Here is a 17,763-nt window from a genome sequence, read left to right on the forward strand (position 1 = left end):
CTTATGCGTCCAGAAATATTGCTATTAGATAGAGCCAAAATCGGCGACATTAATTAGACTGGCACTCACCCCATTGAGAGCAGCTAAAATTTCTCCGTTTACTGAGGAACGGATGAAAGTTGTACTGTTTTCTTGAGTAAAAGACAGTTGGGAGAAAGTAAGATTGTTGCCTAGATAAAGCAAATCTTTTCCGTCTTCAAAATCCAAGATAATATCGATACCTGAATTGCTAGAGAGCAAGAAGCGATCGTTGCCATCCCCTCCCGTCAAACTATCATTTCCCAAACCGCCATCCAACAAATCATCACCGTTACCTCCCAGCAGAATATCGCTGCCATCGCCGCCGTTCAAAATGTCAGCACCGCGATTGCCAAACAAGGCATCATCACCGCTACTTCCGAGCAAAGTCTCGTTACCTTTGCCGCCGAAAAGAGTGTCATTCCCCACCGCACCGTCGAGGGAATCATTGCCCCTCAGACCCAGCAAAACATTATTTGGACTGTCGCCAGTCAGGGTATCATCACCATTTGTACCGAGAATGCGATTCGGAGAATTGCTGCCCAAATCGGCGTCACCGGTGACAACAGGAGTTGCAATCCCAGCAGGTAATATCACAGCTTGAATTTTGCTATCTAAAGCAGCACCAGTATTCTCAGTAACTACCTGGGAAATTGTCTTAGTTCCCGCACCAACTTCTTTGAAGTCTTGAGTAGTTTGGCCCAAAGTTACTTGTTGGACGCGGGCTACTGATTCAGGAATTGATGTTCCTGTTGGGTTGGAGACAGCAGAATCAATGCGCTGATTTGCTGTTGCCATTACAGTCGCAGCTTGCGAAGTAATTGAGGTAACTTTTTGACTGTTGAAACTGGGGTCAATCTGCTGAATTTTCGCGGCACTTTGCTGAATGATTGGTTCTAAAGCGGCTGCGTTACTGAGGTTTAAAACCGTGCCAGATTGAATTTGACTCGTAATTGAACTGACAACAGCCTTGACAATTTCGTTAGTAGCTGCACTGGAAGCACCGTCAATCAAAGCAGCAGTTTGAGTGATGACGTTTTGAACTTTTACCATTGCTGCCAAAGTTGCGACGCCGCCCGGTTCGGTGTCGTTGGTGGCCGCGATCGGATCGAAATCTGCGATCGGAACATCGGCGGGAATGGCAAGAGCAGATTTGACAAGAGATTCGGCCCGATCGCTCTCAATTCCCTTATCTATCAAGTCCACCATCAGAGTAGTTAACAGCGTGACCACAGTAGCGTCAGCAGGTGCAGTAACAGGCGTTTCTAAAGGCAAACCCGTAGCAGTATCAATTCCGCCAAAAGCCACTAAATTGCCTTCATCTGAATCAATTTCCCCATTTTGATTTTTGTCGAAAGTCTCGAAGGGAAAATCGAGATTAAATACACCGTTACCGTCAGTATTAGTTGATGGTTCATTAGCATCAAGAATACCATTTTTATTAGCATCCAAAAATACCTGAGCACCTGCAATGTAATTATCAATTACCCAGCGACCGTTAACTTTCGTTATCTTGAATATCTGAGAACTGCTAGCACCGGCAGGGTCAGTGGCGGTTAACTTTACCTTAAAGGGTGTTACAAAACGTGTTCGGGGAGTGACAATAAGTTTGATGGTGTTCTGGTTAGAGTCGAAATCGAATATCAGCCCACTACTGTTGGGAGTGCTGTTTAAAGGACTGCCATCCTCTAGAGTTAATTGGTAGGAGATTAAGTCGCCATCCGGATCGGTGTAGACATTTTGAATGTCTTTATTAAACTCCTTATAGTAATAGGCTAAATGAATCTTCTCTTGTGGCGGACGGTTCTGAACAACACCTCCTCCAGCAATAGCTTCACCCAAAGCCAGCACATCGACGCGCTTGAAATTAAGACCGGTATGCTTAACGTTATCCTTTTCATCGTCGCCGTCGTTGATAGTGACACCGGTTTGTTTCAAAAGTTTGGCAAATTCCTTTGGTGTTAGTCGGCGGCCTAATTCTTGCTGTGCTAACTGTTGGGCTAATGCTGCAATTCCGGCAATGTGGGCTGTAGCTTGACTGGTACCGTGATAGGTGTTTAAACCGCCATTTTCGTTGGCACCTGTGATAGGTGCTCCTGGTGCAAAAACAGTGGTTAATTGCCCGTTACGCTGAGAAAAAGGAGCAATCCGATCGGCAGCGGTGGTGTTAGCTATTACAGACTCGTTATTATTTTCACCAGGCTTATTCGCAAAATAACTTCCCAAAGAGGAATAACCAATGTCGGAATTGTATACCGCGCCAACCGACAGCGAATTAGGATCGGCTGAAGGGTAGTTTACACCTGGAAGCTGATTAGGATCTTTCTGGTACGGGTAGTAACGGTTGCCTGATGCAGAGACAACAATTATATTCTTTGCGGCTAATGCTGCCAGTTCATCTCCAATACCGTAGAGTGAAGTTTGACTGGTGGGAAAATTTTCACCGCTGCCGAATGCCATACAAACGCTGGCAATGTTTTGAGCATCTGCATTTTCCAATACCCACTGCAAAGCTTGTTCAACATACCGAAACTTACTAATTTCGTCACTACCATCAGCAGGTATAATATCTTTTCTGACCTTGAGGTCGATAATCTTCGCCCCAGGTGCCATTCCCGTATAGGTTGGGTCTTGGGAGGCAATAATGCTGGCAATGTTCGATCCGTGTCCGTCTTTGTCGCTTGCATCTGCGTCACCCTCGGCAAAATCGTAGTTATAAACAATGCGCTCGCTGATGCCGTTTGAGTCGCTGTCAGGGCCAAAAAATGGGTGGTTTAAGTCGATACCACTATCTAATATCGCTACAGAGAAACCGCTGCCGTCAATACCGGAAAAACGCGGTGCGGCGCGGAATTTGTCCAGATTAATCAGTTTACTCGATACACTGGCATCGACCAAACGACCCAAGGGGTCGTTTCCGCCGTCAAAACCACCAGAATATCCTGTGTCGTTGTTGTTGCCACCAATACGGCTAATACGACGAGAAAGCACTGAAGATAGGAAAGAGTTCTCAAGCTGGGTACTTGATAGATTGTTATTGATTAAATTGTTGCTGCTTCCAGAATTGTTTTGGGGAGTTGCAACGGGCTGCGTTGCTGTGACGGCTGGGCCTTGATAGCCTGTAGTTGTGACACCTGCAAGACGAGGTATAACCGACAAGTTTAAATTGTATGGAGTTTCTACACTATTAACTGAAGAAACTCGCACATTGTAAGTGCCGTGTTCCAAAACGCGGTTAATTGACTGTGAGGCAGTGCCAGAATCTTGTGCAGTTGAAATGACATTTTGACTGCTGTCAAGCAATTCAATTTTGACATCTTGATTGACTCCACTGACTGACAAATTGAAGTCATTTTTAGCACCTAAAGTGAATTCGTAGAAATCAGGATCGTTACTACTCACTGCATCGGGGTAGTTTCTGGAACTAGAAGCTGCATTGATTTCCAGGGCTGTACTTACAGTGTTTCTAGCTACGTCTCTGGCTGGGATATTATTGGTAACAGCGACATCGGCTGCATTTAAGCCGTTATAATTGTTGTCCGTACTAACAGCAGGGGCAGTAACAATCGTGTAAGGTTTATTGCCGTCAGCAACATTGTCGTTAATACCTGTCACTGTTACGGTTTGCGCTGCATTCCAGTTACCTGAATTGAAAGTCAGCGAGGGTGTAGAAACTGTTCCTTCTGTTGTATTGGAACTTTCTAAATCTATTTTGACATCCGCAGTAGGTTGGCTATTGAGTGTGACATCAAATGTTGCTGTTCCCCCTGATTCTGTCGTGATTAATCCACTTACAGGATTAACGGTAATTCCCGCAGGTGTCGCTGATGGTGTTGGGGTTGGGGTTGGTGTTATCGGTGTTGGAGGTGTTGGGGTTATCGGTGTTGGAGGTGTTGGAGGTGTTGGAGGTGTTGGAGGTGTTGGAGGTGTTGTAGGTGTTGGAGGTGTTGGGGTTATCGGTGTTGGAGGTGTTGGAGGTGTTGGAGGTGTTGGGGTTATCGGTGTTGGAGGTGTTGGAGGTGTTGGGGTTATCGGTGTTGGAGGTGTTGGAGGTGTTGGGGTTGGCGTTGGGGCAGTGTCGTTGTCAGTAATGGCGACATTAACAGGGGAAATGGTGATGCTGTTATATTTAACATCGGTACTGGTAGAAGTATGCCCGATCGCCCCTGCGTGCGCCCCTTCCACAGCCGTATCGTCTGTAGCCGTTACTGTCACGGGTTTCGCAACATTCCAGTCAGTAGCGTCGAAGGTAATTGCACCGATCGCACTTATTTGATTTCCCGCATCAAAACTGATAGTAACTGGTGCCGTCGGCTGCGAATTTAACTTGAGTGTATAACTGCCTGTTGCACCGCCTTCTGTAGCAGTTGTGCTCTCCGGTGAAATACTCGCGCCTGCGGTATCGTTATCTGCAATCGTGGCAGTCACGGGAGAAATCGTCAGGTTGTTATACTGAGTGTCAGTACTGACAGACGTGTGAGCGATCGTGCCGCTGCGGGATCCTTGCGCTATGCTGTCATCGATCGCCGTAACAGTGACATTTTGCGCCACATTCCAATTATTCGGCGTGAAAGTAACAGGTGCGATCGCATTAATTTGACTGCCCGTATCAAAATTAATCGTGACGTTTGCAGCAGGTGCGGTAGTCAGAAGTACGCCGTAGCTATCCGTTGCACCGCCTTCAGCAATAGCTGTCCCGCCTCCTGATTGGACAATAGAAACACCGGGACTATCGTTATCAGTAATCGATGCCGTCACATTGGAAATGACTTTCGCATTATAATTTGCATCGGTACTCGTAGCTGTGTGAGCGATCGTGCCGCTGTGGGTTCCTTGTGCTAGAGTGTCGTCGATCGCACTGACAGTGACAGTTTTCTCAACATTCCAATTAGTGCTGTCAAAAGTAATAGGTGTGGCGATCGGATTAAGTTGATCGCCAGTATTGAAACTGATAGTAACCGGTGCCGTCGGTTGCGAAGTTAGCAGGATTTTGTAACTGCCATTTGCACCGCCTTCTGTAGCAGTTATGTTCGTAGGTGCAATGCTGAAACCTGCCGTGTCGTTATCGGTAATGGCGACACTAACAGCCGGAACTGTGATGCTGTTATAGTTAGTATCGGTACTGATAGCTGTATGGGCGATCGCACCTGCATGATTTCCTTCAACTGCATTGTCATCAACAGCAGCCACCGCAACAGTTTGAGCGACATTCCAATTACTAGCGGTAAAAGTAAGTGCGGTAATTGGTTGAATTTGACTGCCTGTAGCTAAGTTAATCGTAACAGGTGCGATCGGTTGGGTATTTAATGTAACGGTATAAGTTCCAGTTGCACCGCCTTCCGTCGCAGTCGTGTTAGTCGGAGTAATGCTAACGCCTGCGGTGTCGTTATCGGTAATATTAGCATTGACGGTATTGCCAGCAGTGCCATTGACCGTAAAACTTACACCCGCCCCGTTATAACTGGCATCGGTACTGATAGCAGCGTGAGTAATCGGGCCGCTGTGCGGCGAAGTTTCTGCTACTGCATCATCAACTGCACTGACTGTCACTGTTTGCGGTACAAACCAGTTAGTTGGAGTGAAACTAATGCCAGCAATCGGTTGAATTTGACTGTCAGTATTGAGTGCGATCGCCACATTTGCAGTAGGCTGATTAGTCAACACCACTGTATAAGTATCCGTCGTCCCGCTTTCTGCTACAGTAGTGCTGCCGCCCGACTCAACAATCTTGACCTGCGGCCCGCCAGCAATTATTTTAGTTATAAAAGCATCAGAATCACCTCCCCCATTCGCTGCTTGCAAAGGATTCGCAATAGGCAAGTTAGTAGAATTAGTACCTCCCGCCACATAAATTCCACCAGCAGTATCCACCGCAATACCATTACCGTAGTCGTCGCCGCTGCCGCCAAGATAAGTAGAATCAACTAAGGCAGAACCCGACGCATTGATTTTTGTGACAAAAGCATCTTTCCCGCCGCCGCTGACACTTTGAATAGCATTCTTAGTCGGGAAATTAGTCGAAGTCGTATCTCCCGTCACATAAACATTATTCGCACTGTCTACAGTAATGCGATGCCCGTTGTCATCTCCGCTTCCGCCCAAATAAGTTGAATAAAGAAAAGAACTACCGCTAGGAACCAGCAAGCTGACAAAAGCATCATTCGCACCACCTCCATTAGTGGCTTGAATAGGAACAGCGGTAGGAAAATTAGTTGAACTGGTAATTCCGACAACATAGGCAATTCCAGCACTGTTTACAGCGATATCAGCACCTTTTTCATCCCCACTACCACCTAAATAAGTCGAATAAATACGGGCACCATTCGCGTCATATTTACTGACAAAAGCATCATATACACCGCCTCCCAGTGTACTTTGACCTGGATTAGTCACGGGCAAGTTAGTCGAATAAGTAAGGCCAGTAATGTAGGCATTACCATTATTGTCTATGGCAATGGCTTGAGCGTCCTCGCGACCAGAACCGCCCAAATAAGTAGAATAAACTAAAGCACTACCTGCGGGATTAACTTTAGTAATAAACGCATCAATGTCGCCTCCAATTTGAGGTTGGGAGGCATTGGCAGTGGGGAAACCGTCGCCTGTGAGCCCGGTAACATAAGCATTACCGTTACTGTCTACCGCAATGCCGTTGCCTAGGGCGCCACTGGTGCTCGTGCCTAAAAAGGTAGAATAAACTAACGCATTGCCGGCTGCATTGAGTTTTGTTACCGCAGCAGTGTAATTAGGTGCTGTCGGTTGAAAAGAACCCGGTGTAGTTGGATAACCCGGATCGACTTGTCCGGTTAAATAAGTATTGCCTTGACTGTCTACCGCAATTCCAAAACCGTATTCATTGCCAATACCGCCGATATAAGTAGAGTAAACTAAGGCAGTTCCTTGGGGGTTAATTTTAGTAACTAAAAAATCAGCTTGACCCCCTGGGGTAGTTTGGAATGCACCAGGAGTAGTCGTAAAATTATTAACAGTCGTGCCAATAATGTAAGCCGCACCCGTGCTATCTACAGTCATGCGGTTGGCGGCATCATAGGTGCTGCCACCTAGGTAAGTGGAGTAAGCTAAAACCGGGTCAATCACTAGGGGTTGAGTGCGGTCAAAATATCCCAAACTAAAATTAACTTGACCGTTTCCTAATAAATTATAAGCTGCGGGAACATTCACCCGCTGTCCGTTGATATCTTGATAAACTATCGGTGCGTTATCAATTAATTCGCCTAGCGGTGTCTCTAATATCAGTGCTCCGTCGTCGCGCAACCGGATGTCGTTAACACCGCTATAGTTCATCCTAATTTGACTCGGATCGGCAAAAGGTGCAACTAAAAACTCGCTTTTTAGTTGTCCTTCTGTGCCTTTGAAAACGCGGTCAATTCCTTGATAGACGTTTTGATAAACAACACCCTTAAAAGTAGGCACATTAGTCTGCCATTGACTAGAATCTTCGCCTACAAGAAAGTTAGCAACTCCCGGCAATTGTTCCAACCCGGAAATTGTGGGATTCGGGTTGCTGTTGGCTAAGCTGCTGCGGACAATTGAAGAATTTGTTGGTTGGCTTCCCGGTTCATTAGGTGGCTGGAAAGCGAGGAAAGCGATTTCGTTTGGAGTAAAAAAGATACTGTGACCGGCACCTTTCACTTGGAATTTCACATTAGGGTCAGTTTGTCCAGCATTTGCAATAAAACTTAAGGGAATTTGACCGTAAGATGCCTGTTGATTTTGAGAGCTCATAGCTGGTACCCCTGGTTTATGTTATGCCAGAAAGTCTACTAAACTACGAGCTCGGCTGTATTGTAAATTCTTGCGGAAAATTTGCGAAAAATACAATTTTCTTGCGCAATTTCTCGGATTTTGATTAAAAATTGTAACAACGCCTGCGGGTTCGGTATAATATCTCATACAAAAGGACATAGCCTTGTTAAGGACACGGCACTGCCGTGTCCCTACAAATGGGATAATAAATATTATATGTAGGGACACAACACGGCGTTGTGTCCTGTGGTTGCGGAACACGAGATTGTCAAGAAAACGGCATTACCGTGTCCCTACAAATGGATAATAAATATTATATGTAGGGACAAACACGGCGTTGTGTACTTTTGCTAATATTAAAGTCGATCGCGATATTTCTTAGGAGTCAAACCGACAAGTTTGCAGAAAGTTTTACTAAAGTGACTTTGGTCGTGAAACCCGACTTGCTGCGAGATATAGGTTATTGATAAATCTTGCCTTTTCAACAACTGTTTGGCTTTTTCAATCCGGCACTGAATCACGTACTGATGGGGCGTAACTCCAATTGATTGTTTAAACAAACGACCGAAATAATAAGGACTCATCTGCACTAAATTAGCAAGTTCAGTTAAGTGCAAATCTCTGTGTATGTAATCATTAATGTAATTAATAACTCTTTGTAATTTGTGAGGGTCAAAACCGCCTTCAAAATCTCGCATCTTGGTTTTTTGTGCACAATAGCGGTGCAGTATATGAAGTGAAAGCGCGTTTTTCAGTGCATCGACATAAAGAGTACCGTTTAATCCACCTGATGCGAGTTCGGTTTTGAGGGCCCAAGCAATTCCCATAATCAACGGATCGCGGATTTGCCAGTGCGGTATAATTTCAATCTGATTGGAATTTGTCGATTCGCAAACTGTATTGTCGAAGTCGGTAGGTTCAAGAGCGATCGCAATAAATTCATGGTCTTCGACTGCATAGGGGTGGTAATCAGTACCAGCAGCAGCGATAAAAATCTGTCCACTCTGGCAGGGTTCGCTACCGTAGTGTTTCCCGTTCAGTTTGGCTCCCCCGATAGTTGAAGAGAGTATTATGCCAATGCTGTGCTGTTGCAGACAGTGTTCGGGGGATTCGCTTGGCGGCTGATGGTGATATTCGACATGAATTCCCTCCCAGTTTGCCCCGTGACTCGACAGGATTGCGGGATGGGGGAGAATCGATTTCATCGCGTCTGTCTGGGCAAAATCAAGAACTAATGCTTTCTCTGGGGACATAGCTTGCACCTGGGACAGTTGCTATTATTCTATAGGTCTGAAGTTCTTCCAGTTATACAAAGAATACCCAGACCTTACGCTACATATTCTCGGTCTGTTTGTCAAAATTTCGCAATAAAAATTAATGGAATTTGACCCTAGGGCGGTGTAGGGTCGATCGATAATCGACACTTTCATACCAGCCGTTGCGCCTAAGCTGCTACGCATCTAAATTGTATTTTTGGGCGGGCGGGACGCCCACCCCACAAGAATTTGCTCGAACTTGACTGTCAAATTTAGATGCGCCTCAGCTTACAATTAATTACTGATAATTATTAACTTTTAGAACGATCAATGTAAAATCCCCAATTCTAAAATCCCCAATTCTAAAATCCCCAATTCTAAAATCCCCAATCCCCAATCTAAAATCTAAAATCTAAAATCAAAAATAAAATGACGCCCGCTAAAGTTTCCCACCAGTACAAAAGCACTTTACGGGAAAGCCACGGGCGTCAAAATCAAGCAAACTTAAATCTTAGAAAAGACCCAGTGTAAAAGATTTGTCGATCGGGAAAATAGCACCAATACCCAACCACAGAGTTACCGCAGTTCCCAACAGGAAAACAGTAGTAGCAACAGGGCGGCGGAACGGATTTTGAAACTTGTTAACATTCTCGATGAACGGAATCAAAATCAAGCCAATTGGAACAGCAGCCATGCAAGCAATACCCAACAATTTGTTAGGCAAAACGCGCAGGAGTTGGAACACAGGCCACAAATACCATTCCGGCAGAATTTCCAGCGGAGTAGCAAAAGGATTAGCAGGTTCTCCAACCAAAGCCGGGTCGAGCACAGCCAAGCCCACGCACAGAGAAATCGTTCCCATAATTACTATAGGAAAAACGTAGAGCAAGTCATTAGGCCAAGCTGGTTCGCCGTAATAGTTGTGACCCATGCCCTTAGCGAGCTTAGCGCGGAGGTCTGGATCGCTCAAATCTGGTTTTTTGAGAATAGACATAGTAAGAGTGTTCTCCTTTTAGTTTTAGCCGGGCCTGGGATTCCGCTGTATTCGTTAGTCTGAATCAGCGGTGCGATCGCAGGAAGTATTGACCGTAAATAAATATCATGAGTGATGAATTCTGAATTTTCAACTCAAGATTCAGCGGGGGGCAAAAAAATACCGCCCCCACAACTCAAAACTTACAACGGGCCAGAGATACCTTGCTTGCGAATCATCAAGAAGTGAGCCAGCATGAACACTACAATCAGCCAAGGCAACACAAAAGTGTGCAAGCTGTAGTAGCGAGTCAAAGTGCCTTGACCCACGCTGACACCGCCGCGCAGCAGTTCAACCATCAAAGAGCCGACAAACGGGATGGCTTCGGGGACACCGGAAACGATTTTAACCGCCCAGTAACCGATTTGATCCCAAGGCAGCGAATAGCCGGTCACGCCGAAAGAAACAGTGATGACTGCCAAGATTACTCCTGTCACCCAGGTTAACTCGCGGGGCTTTTTGAAGCCGCCGGTCAGGTACACCCGGAAGATGTGCAAAATCATCATCAGTACCATCATGCTGGCAGACCAGCGGTGGATGGAGCGGATCAGCCAGCCGAAGTTGACTTCATTCATCAGGTATTGCACTGAAGAAAAAGCTTCTGCTACCGTGGGACGGTAATAGAAAGTCATGGCGAAGCCGGTAGCAAACTGGATCAGAAAGCAAACTAAAGTAATTCCGCCCAAGCAGTAGAAAATATTGACGTGCGGGGGTACGTACTTCGTAGTGATGTCATCGGCGAGCGCCTGAATTTCCAGGCGTTCCTCAAACCACTGGTAGGTTTTTGAGTCGGTGATTTGTTTAGAAAACATGGAGCCAGAATTCCTAAAAGAATATTGCTGTGGTTGAGGTTCAGGGCAGCAGCCACAAGGTTTTTTGTCGCCCCGCGCCGAGCAGCTTGCTTTTACTAGCAAATGCCTGAGGCTATTTTTTTAATTTGGAGCTGACGAAAGGAACTCTATTGTGCGATCGCCGGAAAGCCTTGGGAAACTAAGCGGTCGCTTGTCCCTACTCGCTGGCGTTGCCCGATCGAATTCCAGACTGTGATAAAAAATGTAACATAATTGCTGTGCAAATTTCACGCGAGCGATGCTTTTGCCGAGTCTCAAATACCATTTTCTGCAAGCTCAACATCCGCCCCAAGCTGGCATACAGCCAAGAGCCGAGCGGAGGATCAAAGTCCGAGCCGACCAGCGGGTCGCTGGGGCGCTAATTTTAATATTAATGATAAAACTTCACTAATTTTGCGATTAAATGTTACATTTAACTAATTTTTTGTTGGCGGCGGAGGTTTGACTAATGCCGAATGCCTTGGGGATAGTTAAATGCGCAAAAGCTTAAAAGCCTACAAACTTAAAATACAGGAGATGCAATACTTGCCTATCTTTTACAGAAAAATCATGCACAGACGAGTTTTCCAGATTGCTATTTTACTTTTCCTCCAAGTCGCCCTGGTTCTAGGCCCGTGGGCCGGGCCTGCGGCGGCCCTAACTCCAGAACAGCAGCTTTTGAGCGAAGCTTGGCGAATTGTCAATCGCTCTTATGTGGATGACAAATTCAACTCTAAAAACTGGTGGTCGATTCGCGAAAAAGCTGTCAAGCAACCGCTCAACGACAGACAGCAGACTTACACGGCCATCCAGGGGATGCTGGCGAATCTCGACGACCCCTTCACCCGACTGCTGAAACCCGAACAGTACCGCAGTTTGCAGGTCAACACTTCGGGAGAATTGACGGGAGTTGGGCTGCAAATTGCGATCGACCCCCAGACAAATACCCTGACAGTGGTGGCTCCTTTGGCCGGCTCACCGGCGGATAAAGCCGGCATCCAACCCCTCGATCGGATTCTGAAAATTGATGGCACTCCTACCTCAGAATTGAGCCTAGACGAAGCCGCAACTCGAATGCGCGGCCGCATCGGCACTCCCGTTACCTTGACCTTGGGGCGCGAGGGAAGGGACGCTGCTGAGGAAATTAAGCTAGTGCGCGATCGCATTGCTCTGAATCCGGTTTACGCCGAATTGCAGTCGCCGGACAATTTACCGGTAGGCTACATTCGCCTCAGTCAATTCAGCGCTAACGCCACTGAGGAAGTGGCCCGCGCGATCGACCGCTTGGAAAAACAAGGAGCCGCCGCCTACATTCTCGACCTGCGAAACAACCCGGGCGGACTGTTGCAAGCAGGGATTGAAATTGCCCGCTTGTGGCTCGATTCCGGGACGATCGTCTACACGGTTAACCGACAAGGCATTCTCGGCAGTTTTGAAGCCTCAGGACAGGCCTTGACAGGCGATCCGCTGATTGTTTTGGTGAACAAGGGAACTGCCAGTGCTAGCGAAATTTTGGCTGGTGCGCTGCAAGATAACGGCAGAGCTCAACTGGTCGGAGAAAAGACTTTTGGCAAAGGGCTGATTCAGTCCCTGTTTGATTTGTCTGACGGTTCCGGGTTGGCCGTGACTGTTGCTAAGTACGAGACGCCGAACCACACCGATATTAACAAACTGGGGATTTCGCCCGATCGGGTAGTGCCTTTGGAACCCATTGCGCGCGATCAAATCGGCACCGCAGCAGACTTGCAATATCAAGCTGCACTGCAACTACTGAAAGAAACAACCGTGCTGGCCAAGTCAGTATAAGCCGGAGTTTGAAGTTTTGAGCTTGCAGCAGGGCGTCAATACACAGGTCTGAGTTTCGGTCGCAATGACAGACAAGAACGATCCTCAAAACTCTTTAACTCAAAAGTCATATCACGTCCGACAGATTCATCTGTCATTGTTCGCTGTACGAAGCAATGACATACAAGAATGATCCTATCGGACGCGATATCAAAACCCAAAACTTCCCTTCCCTTAAGGTTGCGGGGTTGATTCCTCGGCTTCGAGTACCTCGGGTTCCTGCAAAATCACCGGACGCTGCTGGGGGTCAGCTTGATTGCTTTGCTCTTGCATCACAGTTTTAGCAAGACTGGGGTCAAAGTAGCGGTTAAACTCGGATCGCGATCGATCGACTCGCCCTTGGGTAAGATTGACTTCAGCTTGGATTTCGTGCAATTTTTCTTGCACGGCCCGGTAGTGAGGCCAAAGCTGAATCAAAGCAGAAGCGGCACAGACTGAAAGTACGATGTTGACTGCTAACTTGACTCCTGTTTCGGCGCCGAGCGTTTGGTGAGGGTAGGAACGCTGGCGGCTGCTGCTGCGACGAGGAGCAACCCGAGGGGAGTTTTTTACAGGTCGCAGTGGAGTAACGGTGGGTTGAATCGCTTGCATAATTTTTTTTCAAATACCTGAGACTGAGGTTTTAGAGCTGAAAACAGAAAATTCTGAGCTTAACGCACACCCCCCCGGTTTGTCAGGGTGCTGACAGCCAAGATTTTTGAGACTGAGTAAACTACCCACCGCTAACCGCGGTTAGCCGTTAGCGGGGGCTTTCAACAGCCCTCAAGCTAAAGAATAGCTTGTTGCCTTCAAGTCGGTTTACAGACGACCCAAATAATTTAATCATCTTCGCACCATTCAAATCAGCATCGCCATGCCAGCCACAATGTCCGCATTTAAAGCTTTTTCCGATCCGATAGGATTCACGCCAGCCGGATAGATGTGCAGGCATCGATCGCAGGTTTGACTCGTGTAGCGGGGATTGATAGCGAACTTCAAGCCTAGCATCAATAGCTTTCTAATCAAGGAATTGTCGCAACTGATAGAACGCCCAACTATTAGAACGTCTGCGTTCTGTTTTGGTGCGGGACATCTGATTAGTCCGCTCTCGGATTTCGGTCAAATCCTCAATGGCGACAATCGCATTACTCGCCAATGCTTGCTGAATGATGAGACAAGATTGCATCAATCTTTGATGCAAGAGGGAAACCGCAGATGAACGCAGAGGCATTTCAACATAGTTTGCGAATGCTTGTAACAAGTCTGCCGATTTGGCTTAAACTTCAACCTGATTGCGGGCCTCGATAACTACGAACTCAACTTTTCAGAATGACTTTTGCAAGAGATCTATACCATATATTCGATCGCCGAAGAACGAGCGGGAAGCCCAGGGCTACCGACATGGGAGGAATGCGGTTGCAGTTTCAACGGCAGTCAATATGCTAGAACTAATCGGCGAGTAAGAATAACCAAGCGTAGCGTTGAAGTGTTTTATTAAGGAGCAACCCCTGATTTATGTCGGATCGGCACGACATAAGCCTGGGCAAACAAGCAATGGTGGACCCGCAGCTTACCAATAGAGGCGTTGTGATGGACTCGGAAAGCAAAACAAGATAAAAGTAAGCGCAATTGCAATACGAATCGTAATGGTAGTGGTTTTTGAGCGTCTAGAGGTGATTTGTCATCACCTGCAAGACTTAATTATGGTCTTATGAATCCCTTCCTATGGGAGGCATGGGGAGTTGTCAAATATGCCATTAATCGTCCCAATGATAGACTTAATTAGTGAGTGGTCGCCTACCGATAGTCTGTTCTCACTCAGCTCAAAATCGACGAGCGGGGTGGGACTCCTGCTTCGTCACCCATTCCTCTATTAGCAACAAGCTTGCGCTGTGGCGGGGGCATTCTGGGGTGCGAGGTGACGCCTGAGGACAGAATTTCCCAATAAAAATGCCTGCCCTTGCAGTCTCGTCTTGCTGACAACAGACAATTTACTCCACTGAGGCAGCAATTGTCTGTAATGCCAGAGAGTTAACTACTAGGGCAGGCGATCGAGCGGTTCGCGGCTGGTGCCTGGAAACTACTTGTACAGTTCAGTTGCGAGCCGGAAAGCCATGATTCCGGGAATCAAAGCAATTACGAGCGCTACGTAGACTTGGGTATCTGTTAAAGACATATTGGGAAAACTCCTTTTCGCGGGCACGAGCTTTCACCAATTTCAGACAAATTGGCGCTTTTGGGAATCATTTGTTACAACTTGAAATAAATTTGGTGGGTTCGGGGAGGAGTGGGAGAGTGGAGAGTGGGGGTGTGGGGGTGTCGGAGATGGGGAAAGTGGGAGAGTGGGAGAGTGGGAAAAATCCTGCTTCTTCCCTCTTCTTTGTGCCCTCTTACCTCAACATCCATCGGTTACATCCGTTACATCCGTTACATCCGAAGCAAACGAATCAGTTGCCCAACTTTCTTCGTTCCGACGATCGGAGTAGTGCAGAATTACCGCATTAGGTTAAGATTTAAGTGAAGGTGACACTAATTTTAGACAGAGCGGGTAATTTGCGCTGCGCTCGACCCTTGCCAATCTTAGGTGCACAAAATAGTTAATGGTAGATAAATTTCTCGAAGCTTCGCCCAATTTTGGAGTTGATGGCTTTTTATTATTGTTGGTTTTGGTGGCTTTGGAGGCTGTACTTTCGGCTGATAACGCGATCGCCCTGGCGTCTATTTCTAAAGGTTTGGAAGATGCCAAGCAACAGCAAAAGGCTCTCAACGTTGGTTTGATAATTGCTTTTGTACTGCGGATCGCCCTCATTTTAACGGCTACTTGGGTGATCCAATACTGGCAGTTTGAACTGCTTGGTGCACTCTACCTGCTGTGGCTTGTTTTCCAACATTTCACTTCAGAGACAGACTCCGAAGGAGAACATCACGGGCCCAGATTTGCGTCTGTGTGGCAAGCAATTCCCATGATTGCTTTTACGGATTTAGCGTTTTCATTGGATAGTGTTACTACTGCGATCGCTGTTTCTGACAACACTTTTATCGTCGTAACCGGCGCTACTATTGGAATTATTGCCCTGCGATTCATGGCCGGATTGTTCATCCGCTGGCTGGATGAGTTCGTTCACCTAGAAAGTGCTGGTTACATCACAGTTGGGTTCGTGGGAATGCGGTTGTTGGTGAAAGTAATTAATCCGGATTTAGTTCCTCCGCAATGGCTGCTAGTTTCCAGTATCGTCTTGATGTTTGTGTGGGGATTTTCTAAGCGCACTCCGGAGTCAGTCGAGATGGCAAAATCTCTAGAAATTGCTCTCAATCAGCCGGATTCAGAAATTGCAGTGCCGGAATCGCAAGGACAGAAGTCTGAAATTTAACATAGTTTCATCTGAATAAAAGTAGCTTAAATCTGTCAAACCAACAAGATTGAAGGCAGGTTAAAATGTGCAAAAGCCTTTCATCCCCGGACTAAAGTCACCGGGATGAAAGGCTTTTATTTTGTAATATCGTTTCCTTCACTAGCCGATCGAACTTATAGGAGTACAATTGGGCCTATGGGCAGGCAGTTATCAAAATCAGACTCAGCAATGGTTAGACTGGTGGGATAGCGAGGGGAATTGGTTGCTGAGGGGGTTGGCGGCATATTGGCGATCGCAGGCGATCGATCCGGATCTGATTTGAGCCTTGGTGGTGGCTGTATTTTTTGAGGAGAGGGAAAGAGGGCGATCGATGGGAAGGAGTTGCAGGCGATCGCAATTTTTCGGCACCCTACATATAGTGTGTCTGCGTAAGTCCTGTTAAATAAGGAAGAAGGAAGAAGGAAGAGGGGGAGACTGAGAAATGGGAAGAGGGGGAGGATTTTTTCCCAATTAGGAATTAGCCATTAGCTATGGCTTAGGCTTACCGACAAAGAAAGCTAAGGGAGAATTCTCACCACAAGATAACCGAACTTTAGAACCAATGGGAAAAACATTTCCTGTGGTTGTGAGTGCATATAACTTTTCGCCCGAAGGAGTCTTTAAACAATAACGATTTTCTCTGCCTAAAAATTGGCGATCGCAAATCACAACAGCCGAATCTTCATCTAAGTATAAACTCAAGTCTTCCTGCCGGATCATCAATTCTCCTTGAGTAGAAACATCACAGGGAACTTGTGAACATGAATCTCGTTTAACAGCAAAACAACCTACTTCTGTTTCCCAAAAATCCTGCTTCAGCGATGCAGACACAAAATTAGCTTGCGTCACAAACTCAGCCACAAATCGAGATGCTGGTTCTTGATAAACTTCCTCTGGAGTGCCAAACTGTTCTACTTGACCTTGACGCATCACCGCTACCCAATCTGAAATCGAAAGTGCTTCTTCGCGATCGTGGGTGACAAATACACCAGAGGTTCCCGTTGCTTTGAGAATCTCGCGGACTTCTTGACGCAATCTTAACCGTACTTGTACATCTAAATTACTCAACGGTTCATCTAGTAAAATAATCGCAGGTCTAGGGGCTAAAGCACGGGCCAGGGCTACTCGCTGTTGCTGACCCCCGGATAATTCATGGGGATAACGGTTTTCTAATCCTTCTAATCCCACCAGCGCTAATGCTTCGGTGACACCTTTCTGAATATTATGCTTTGACTCTTTTCCTTGATGCGTCAAGCCAAAAGCTACATTTTTCGCGACTGTCAAATGGGGGAAGAGTGCATAGTCTTGAAACACCATACCAATGTCTCGCTGTTCCGGCGGCACTGACATATTAACACTCGCTACAGTTTTTCCTGCTAGAGCGATCGTCCCTGCTTGTAGCTGTTCAAAACCAGCAATTAACCGCAGCAACGTTGTTTTTCCACAACCCGATGGCCCCAACAACGCCAGTATATCTCCTTGATGTAATGTCAGGGTGACAGATGCCACCGCAGGTGATGCTGCTTGGGAATAATGTTTTGTTACACCATCTAAATGCAGAATTATACGTCGAGCCATTATTGCTATAAATAATCAACAACTTACTATTCTACAATAAACCACTTTAGTGAGATAAATTGTCATAA

Annotated in this window: 11 protein-coding genes and 1 pseudogene; 3 read left to right on the plus strand and 9 right to left on the minus strand. The window is 46.6% G+C overall.

The genetic code is table 11. The annotated features are described in order from the left end of the window. Positions 1–24: 24 nt before the first annotated feature. The 4 genes from QUA78_RS04325 to petB form a co-directional block, all read right to left on the minus strand. The gene (locus tag QUA78_RS04325; RefSeq protein WP_333398601.1) at positions 25–7,761 is read right to left on the minus strand and encodes a DUF7948 domain-containing protein; all 7,737 of its coding nucleotides are present in this window, start codon (positions 7,759–7,761) and stop codon (positions 25–27) included. A 377-nt stretch (positions 7,762–8,138) separates the two neighbouring features. Beyond that, positions 8,139–9,035 carry a helix-turn-helix transcriptional regulator gene (locus tag QUA78_RS04330; RefSeq protein WP_333301506.1) on the minus strand — a complete coding sequence of 299 codons (897 nt, stop codon included), beginning with the start codon at positions 9,033–9,035 and terminating at the stop codon, positions 8,139–8,141. A gap of 514 nt (positions 9,036–9,549) precedes the next feature. Then, positions 9,550–10,032: a cytochrome b6-f complex subunit IV gene (gene petD / locus QUA78_RS04335; RefSeq protein ID WP_333398602.1), complete on the minus strand. Its 483-nt coding sequence runs from the start codon at positions 10,030–10,032 to the stop codon at positions 9,550–9,552. Between the two features lie 182 nt (positions 10,033–10,214). After that, on the minus strand, positions 10,215–10,883 hold the full coding sequence (gene petB / locus QUA78_RS04340) for a cytochrome b6 (protein WP_333136441.1): 669 nt from the start codon (positions 10,881–10,883) through the stop codon (positions 10,215–10,217). Between the two features lie 588 nt (positions 10,884–11,471). Here petB and ctpA point away from each other — a divergent pair. Beyond that, entirely contained in the window at positions 11,472–12,707 is a 1,236-nt protein-coding gene (gene ctpA, locus QUA78_RS04345; RefSeq protein WP_333306530.1) for a carboxyl-terminal processing protease CtpA, read from the plus strand. A gap of 213 nt (positions 12,708–12,920) precedes the next feature. Here the strand turns inward: ctpA and QUA78_RS04350 are convergent, their stop codons facing one another. The 4 genes from QUA78_RS04350 to psaM all read right to left on the minus strand — a co-directional run bounded on the left by QUA78_RS04350 (position 12,921) and on the right by psaM (position 14,901). Further along, a complete protein-coding gene (locus QUA78_RS04350; protein WP_172190424.1) occupies positions 12,921–13,337 on the minus strand; it encodes a slr1601 family putative cell division protein in 417 nt (138 codons plus the stop codon). A gap of 246 nt (positions 13,338–13,583) precedes the next feature. Beyond that, positions 13,584–13,733 carry a hypothetical protein gene (locus tag QUA78_RS04355; protein ID WP_333306528.1) on the minus strand — a complete coding sequence of 50 codons (150 nt, stop codon included), beginning with the start codon at positions 13,731–13,733 and terminating at the stop codon, positions 13,584–13,586. A gap of 10 nt (positions 13,734–13,743) precedes the next feature. Continuing rightward, positions 13,744–13,956: a hypothetical protein gene (locus QUA78_RS04360; RefSeq protein WP_333306527.1), complete on the minus strand. Its 213-nt coding sequence runs from the start codon at positions 13,954–13,956 to the stop codon at positions 13,744–13,746. Positions 13,957–14,805: 849 nt separating this feature from the next. Then, positions 14,806–14,901 carry a photosystem I reaction center subunit XII gene (gene psaM / locus QUA78_RS04365; RefSeq protein WP_006633247.1) on the minus strand — a complete coding sequence of 32 codons (96 nt, stop codon included), beginning with the start codon at positions 14,899–14,901 and terminating at the stop codon, positions 14,806–14,808. A gap of 424 nt (positions 14,902–15,325) precedes the next feature. Here psaM and QUA78_RS04370 point away from each other — a divergent pair, with 424 nt between their 5' ends. Further along, entirely contained in the window at positions 15,326–16,096 is a 771-nt protein-coding gene (locus QUA78_RS04370) for a TerC family protein (protein ID WP_333306525.1), read from the plus strand. Positions 16,097–16,244: 148 nt separating this feature from the next. Then, positions 16,245–16,352, plus strand: a pseudogene (locus QUA78_RS04375) (Uma2 family endonuclease); the annotation flags it as partial. Positions 16,353–16,606: 254 nt separating this feature from the next. Here the strand turns inward: QUA78_RS04375 and QUA78_RS04380 are convergent. Beyond that, entirely contained in the window at positions 16,607–17,695 is a 1,089-nt protein-coding gene (locus QUA78_RS04380) for an ABC transporter ATP-binding protein (protein ID WP_333398603.1), read from the minus strand. Between the last annotated feature and the right edge of the window lie 68 nt (positions 17,696–17,763).

Source organism: Microcoleus sp. K4-B3 (assembly GCF_036704615.1).
Lineage (GTDB): Bacteria > Cyanobacteriota > Cyanobacteriia > Cyanobacteriales > Microcoleaceae > Microcoleus.

Bases quoted from the DNA above. Each gene is read 5' to 3' on its own strand.
- QUA78_RS04325 (WP_333398601.1), bottom strand. From the start codon at position 7,761: ATGAGCTCTCAAAATCAACAGGCATCTTACGGTCAAATTCCCTTAAGT.
- QUA78_RS04330 (WP_333301506.1), bottom strand. From the start codon at position 9,035: ATGTCCCCAGAGAAAGCATTAGTTCTTGATTTTGCCCAGACAGACGCG.
- petD (WP_333398602.1), bottom strand. From the start codon at position 10,032: ATGTCTATTCTCAAAAAACCAGATTTGAGCGATCCAGACCTCCGCGCT.
- petB (WP_333136441.1), bottom strand. From the start codon at position 10,883: ATGTTTTCTAAACAAATCACCGACTCAAAAACCTACCAGTGGTTTGAG.
- ctpA (WP_333306530.1), top strand. From the start codon at position 11,472: ATGCACAGACGAGTTTTCCAGATTGCTATTTTACTTTTCCTCCAAGTC.
- QUA78_RS04350 (WP_172190424.1), bottom strand. From the start codon at position 13,337: ATGCAAGCGATTCAACCCACCGTTACTCCACTGCGACCTGTAAAAAAC.
- QUA78_RS04355 (WP_333306528.1), bottom strand. From the start codon at position 13,733: ATGCTAGGCTTGAAGTTCGCTATCAATCCCCGCTACACGAGTCAAACC.
- QUA78_RS04360 (WP_333306527.1), bottom strand. From the start codon at position 13,956: ATGCCTCTGCGTTCATCTGCGGTTTCCCTCTTGCATCAAAGATTGATG.
- psaM (WP_006633247.1), bottom strand. From the start codon at position 14,901: ATGTCTTTAACAGATACCCAAGTCTACGTAGCGCTCGTAATTGCTTTG.
- QUA78_RS04370 (WP_333306525.1), top strand. From the start codon at position 15,326: ATGGTAGATAAATTTCTCGAAGCTTCGCCCAATTTTGGAGTTGATGGC.
- QUA78_RS04380 (WP_333398603.1), bottom strand. From the start codon at position 17,695: ATGGCTCGACGTATAATTCTGCATTTAGATGGTGTAACAAAACATTAT.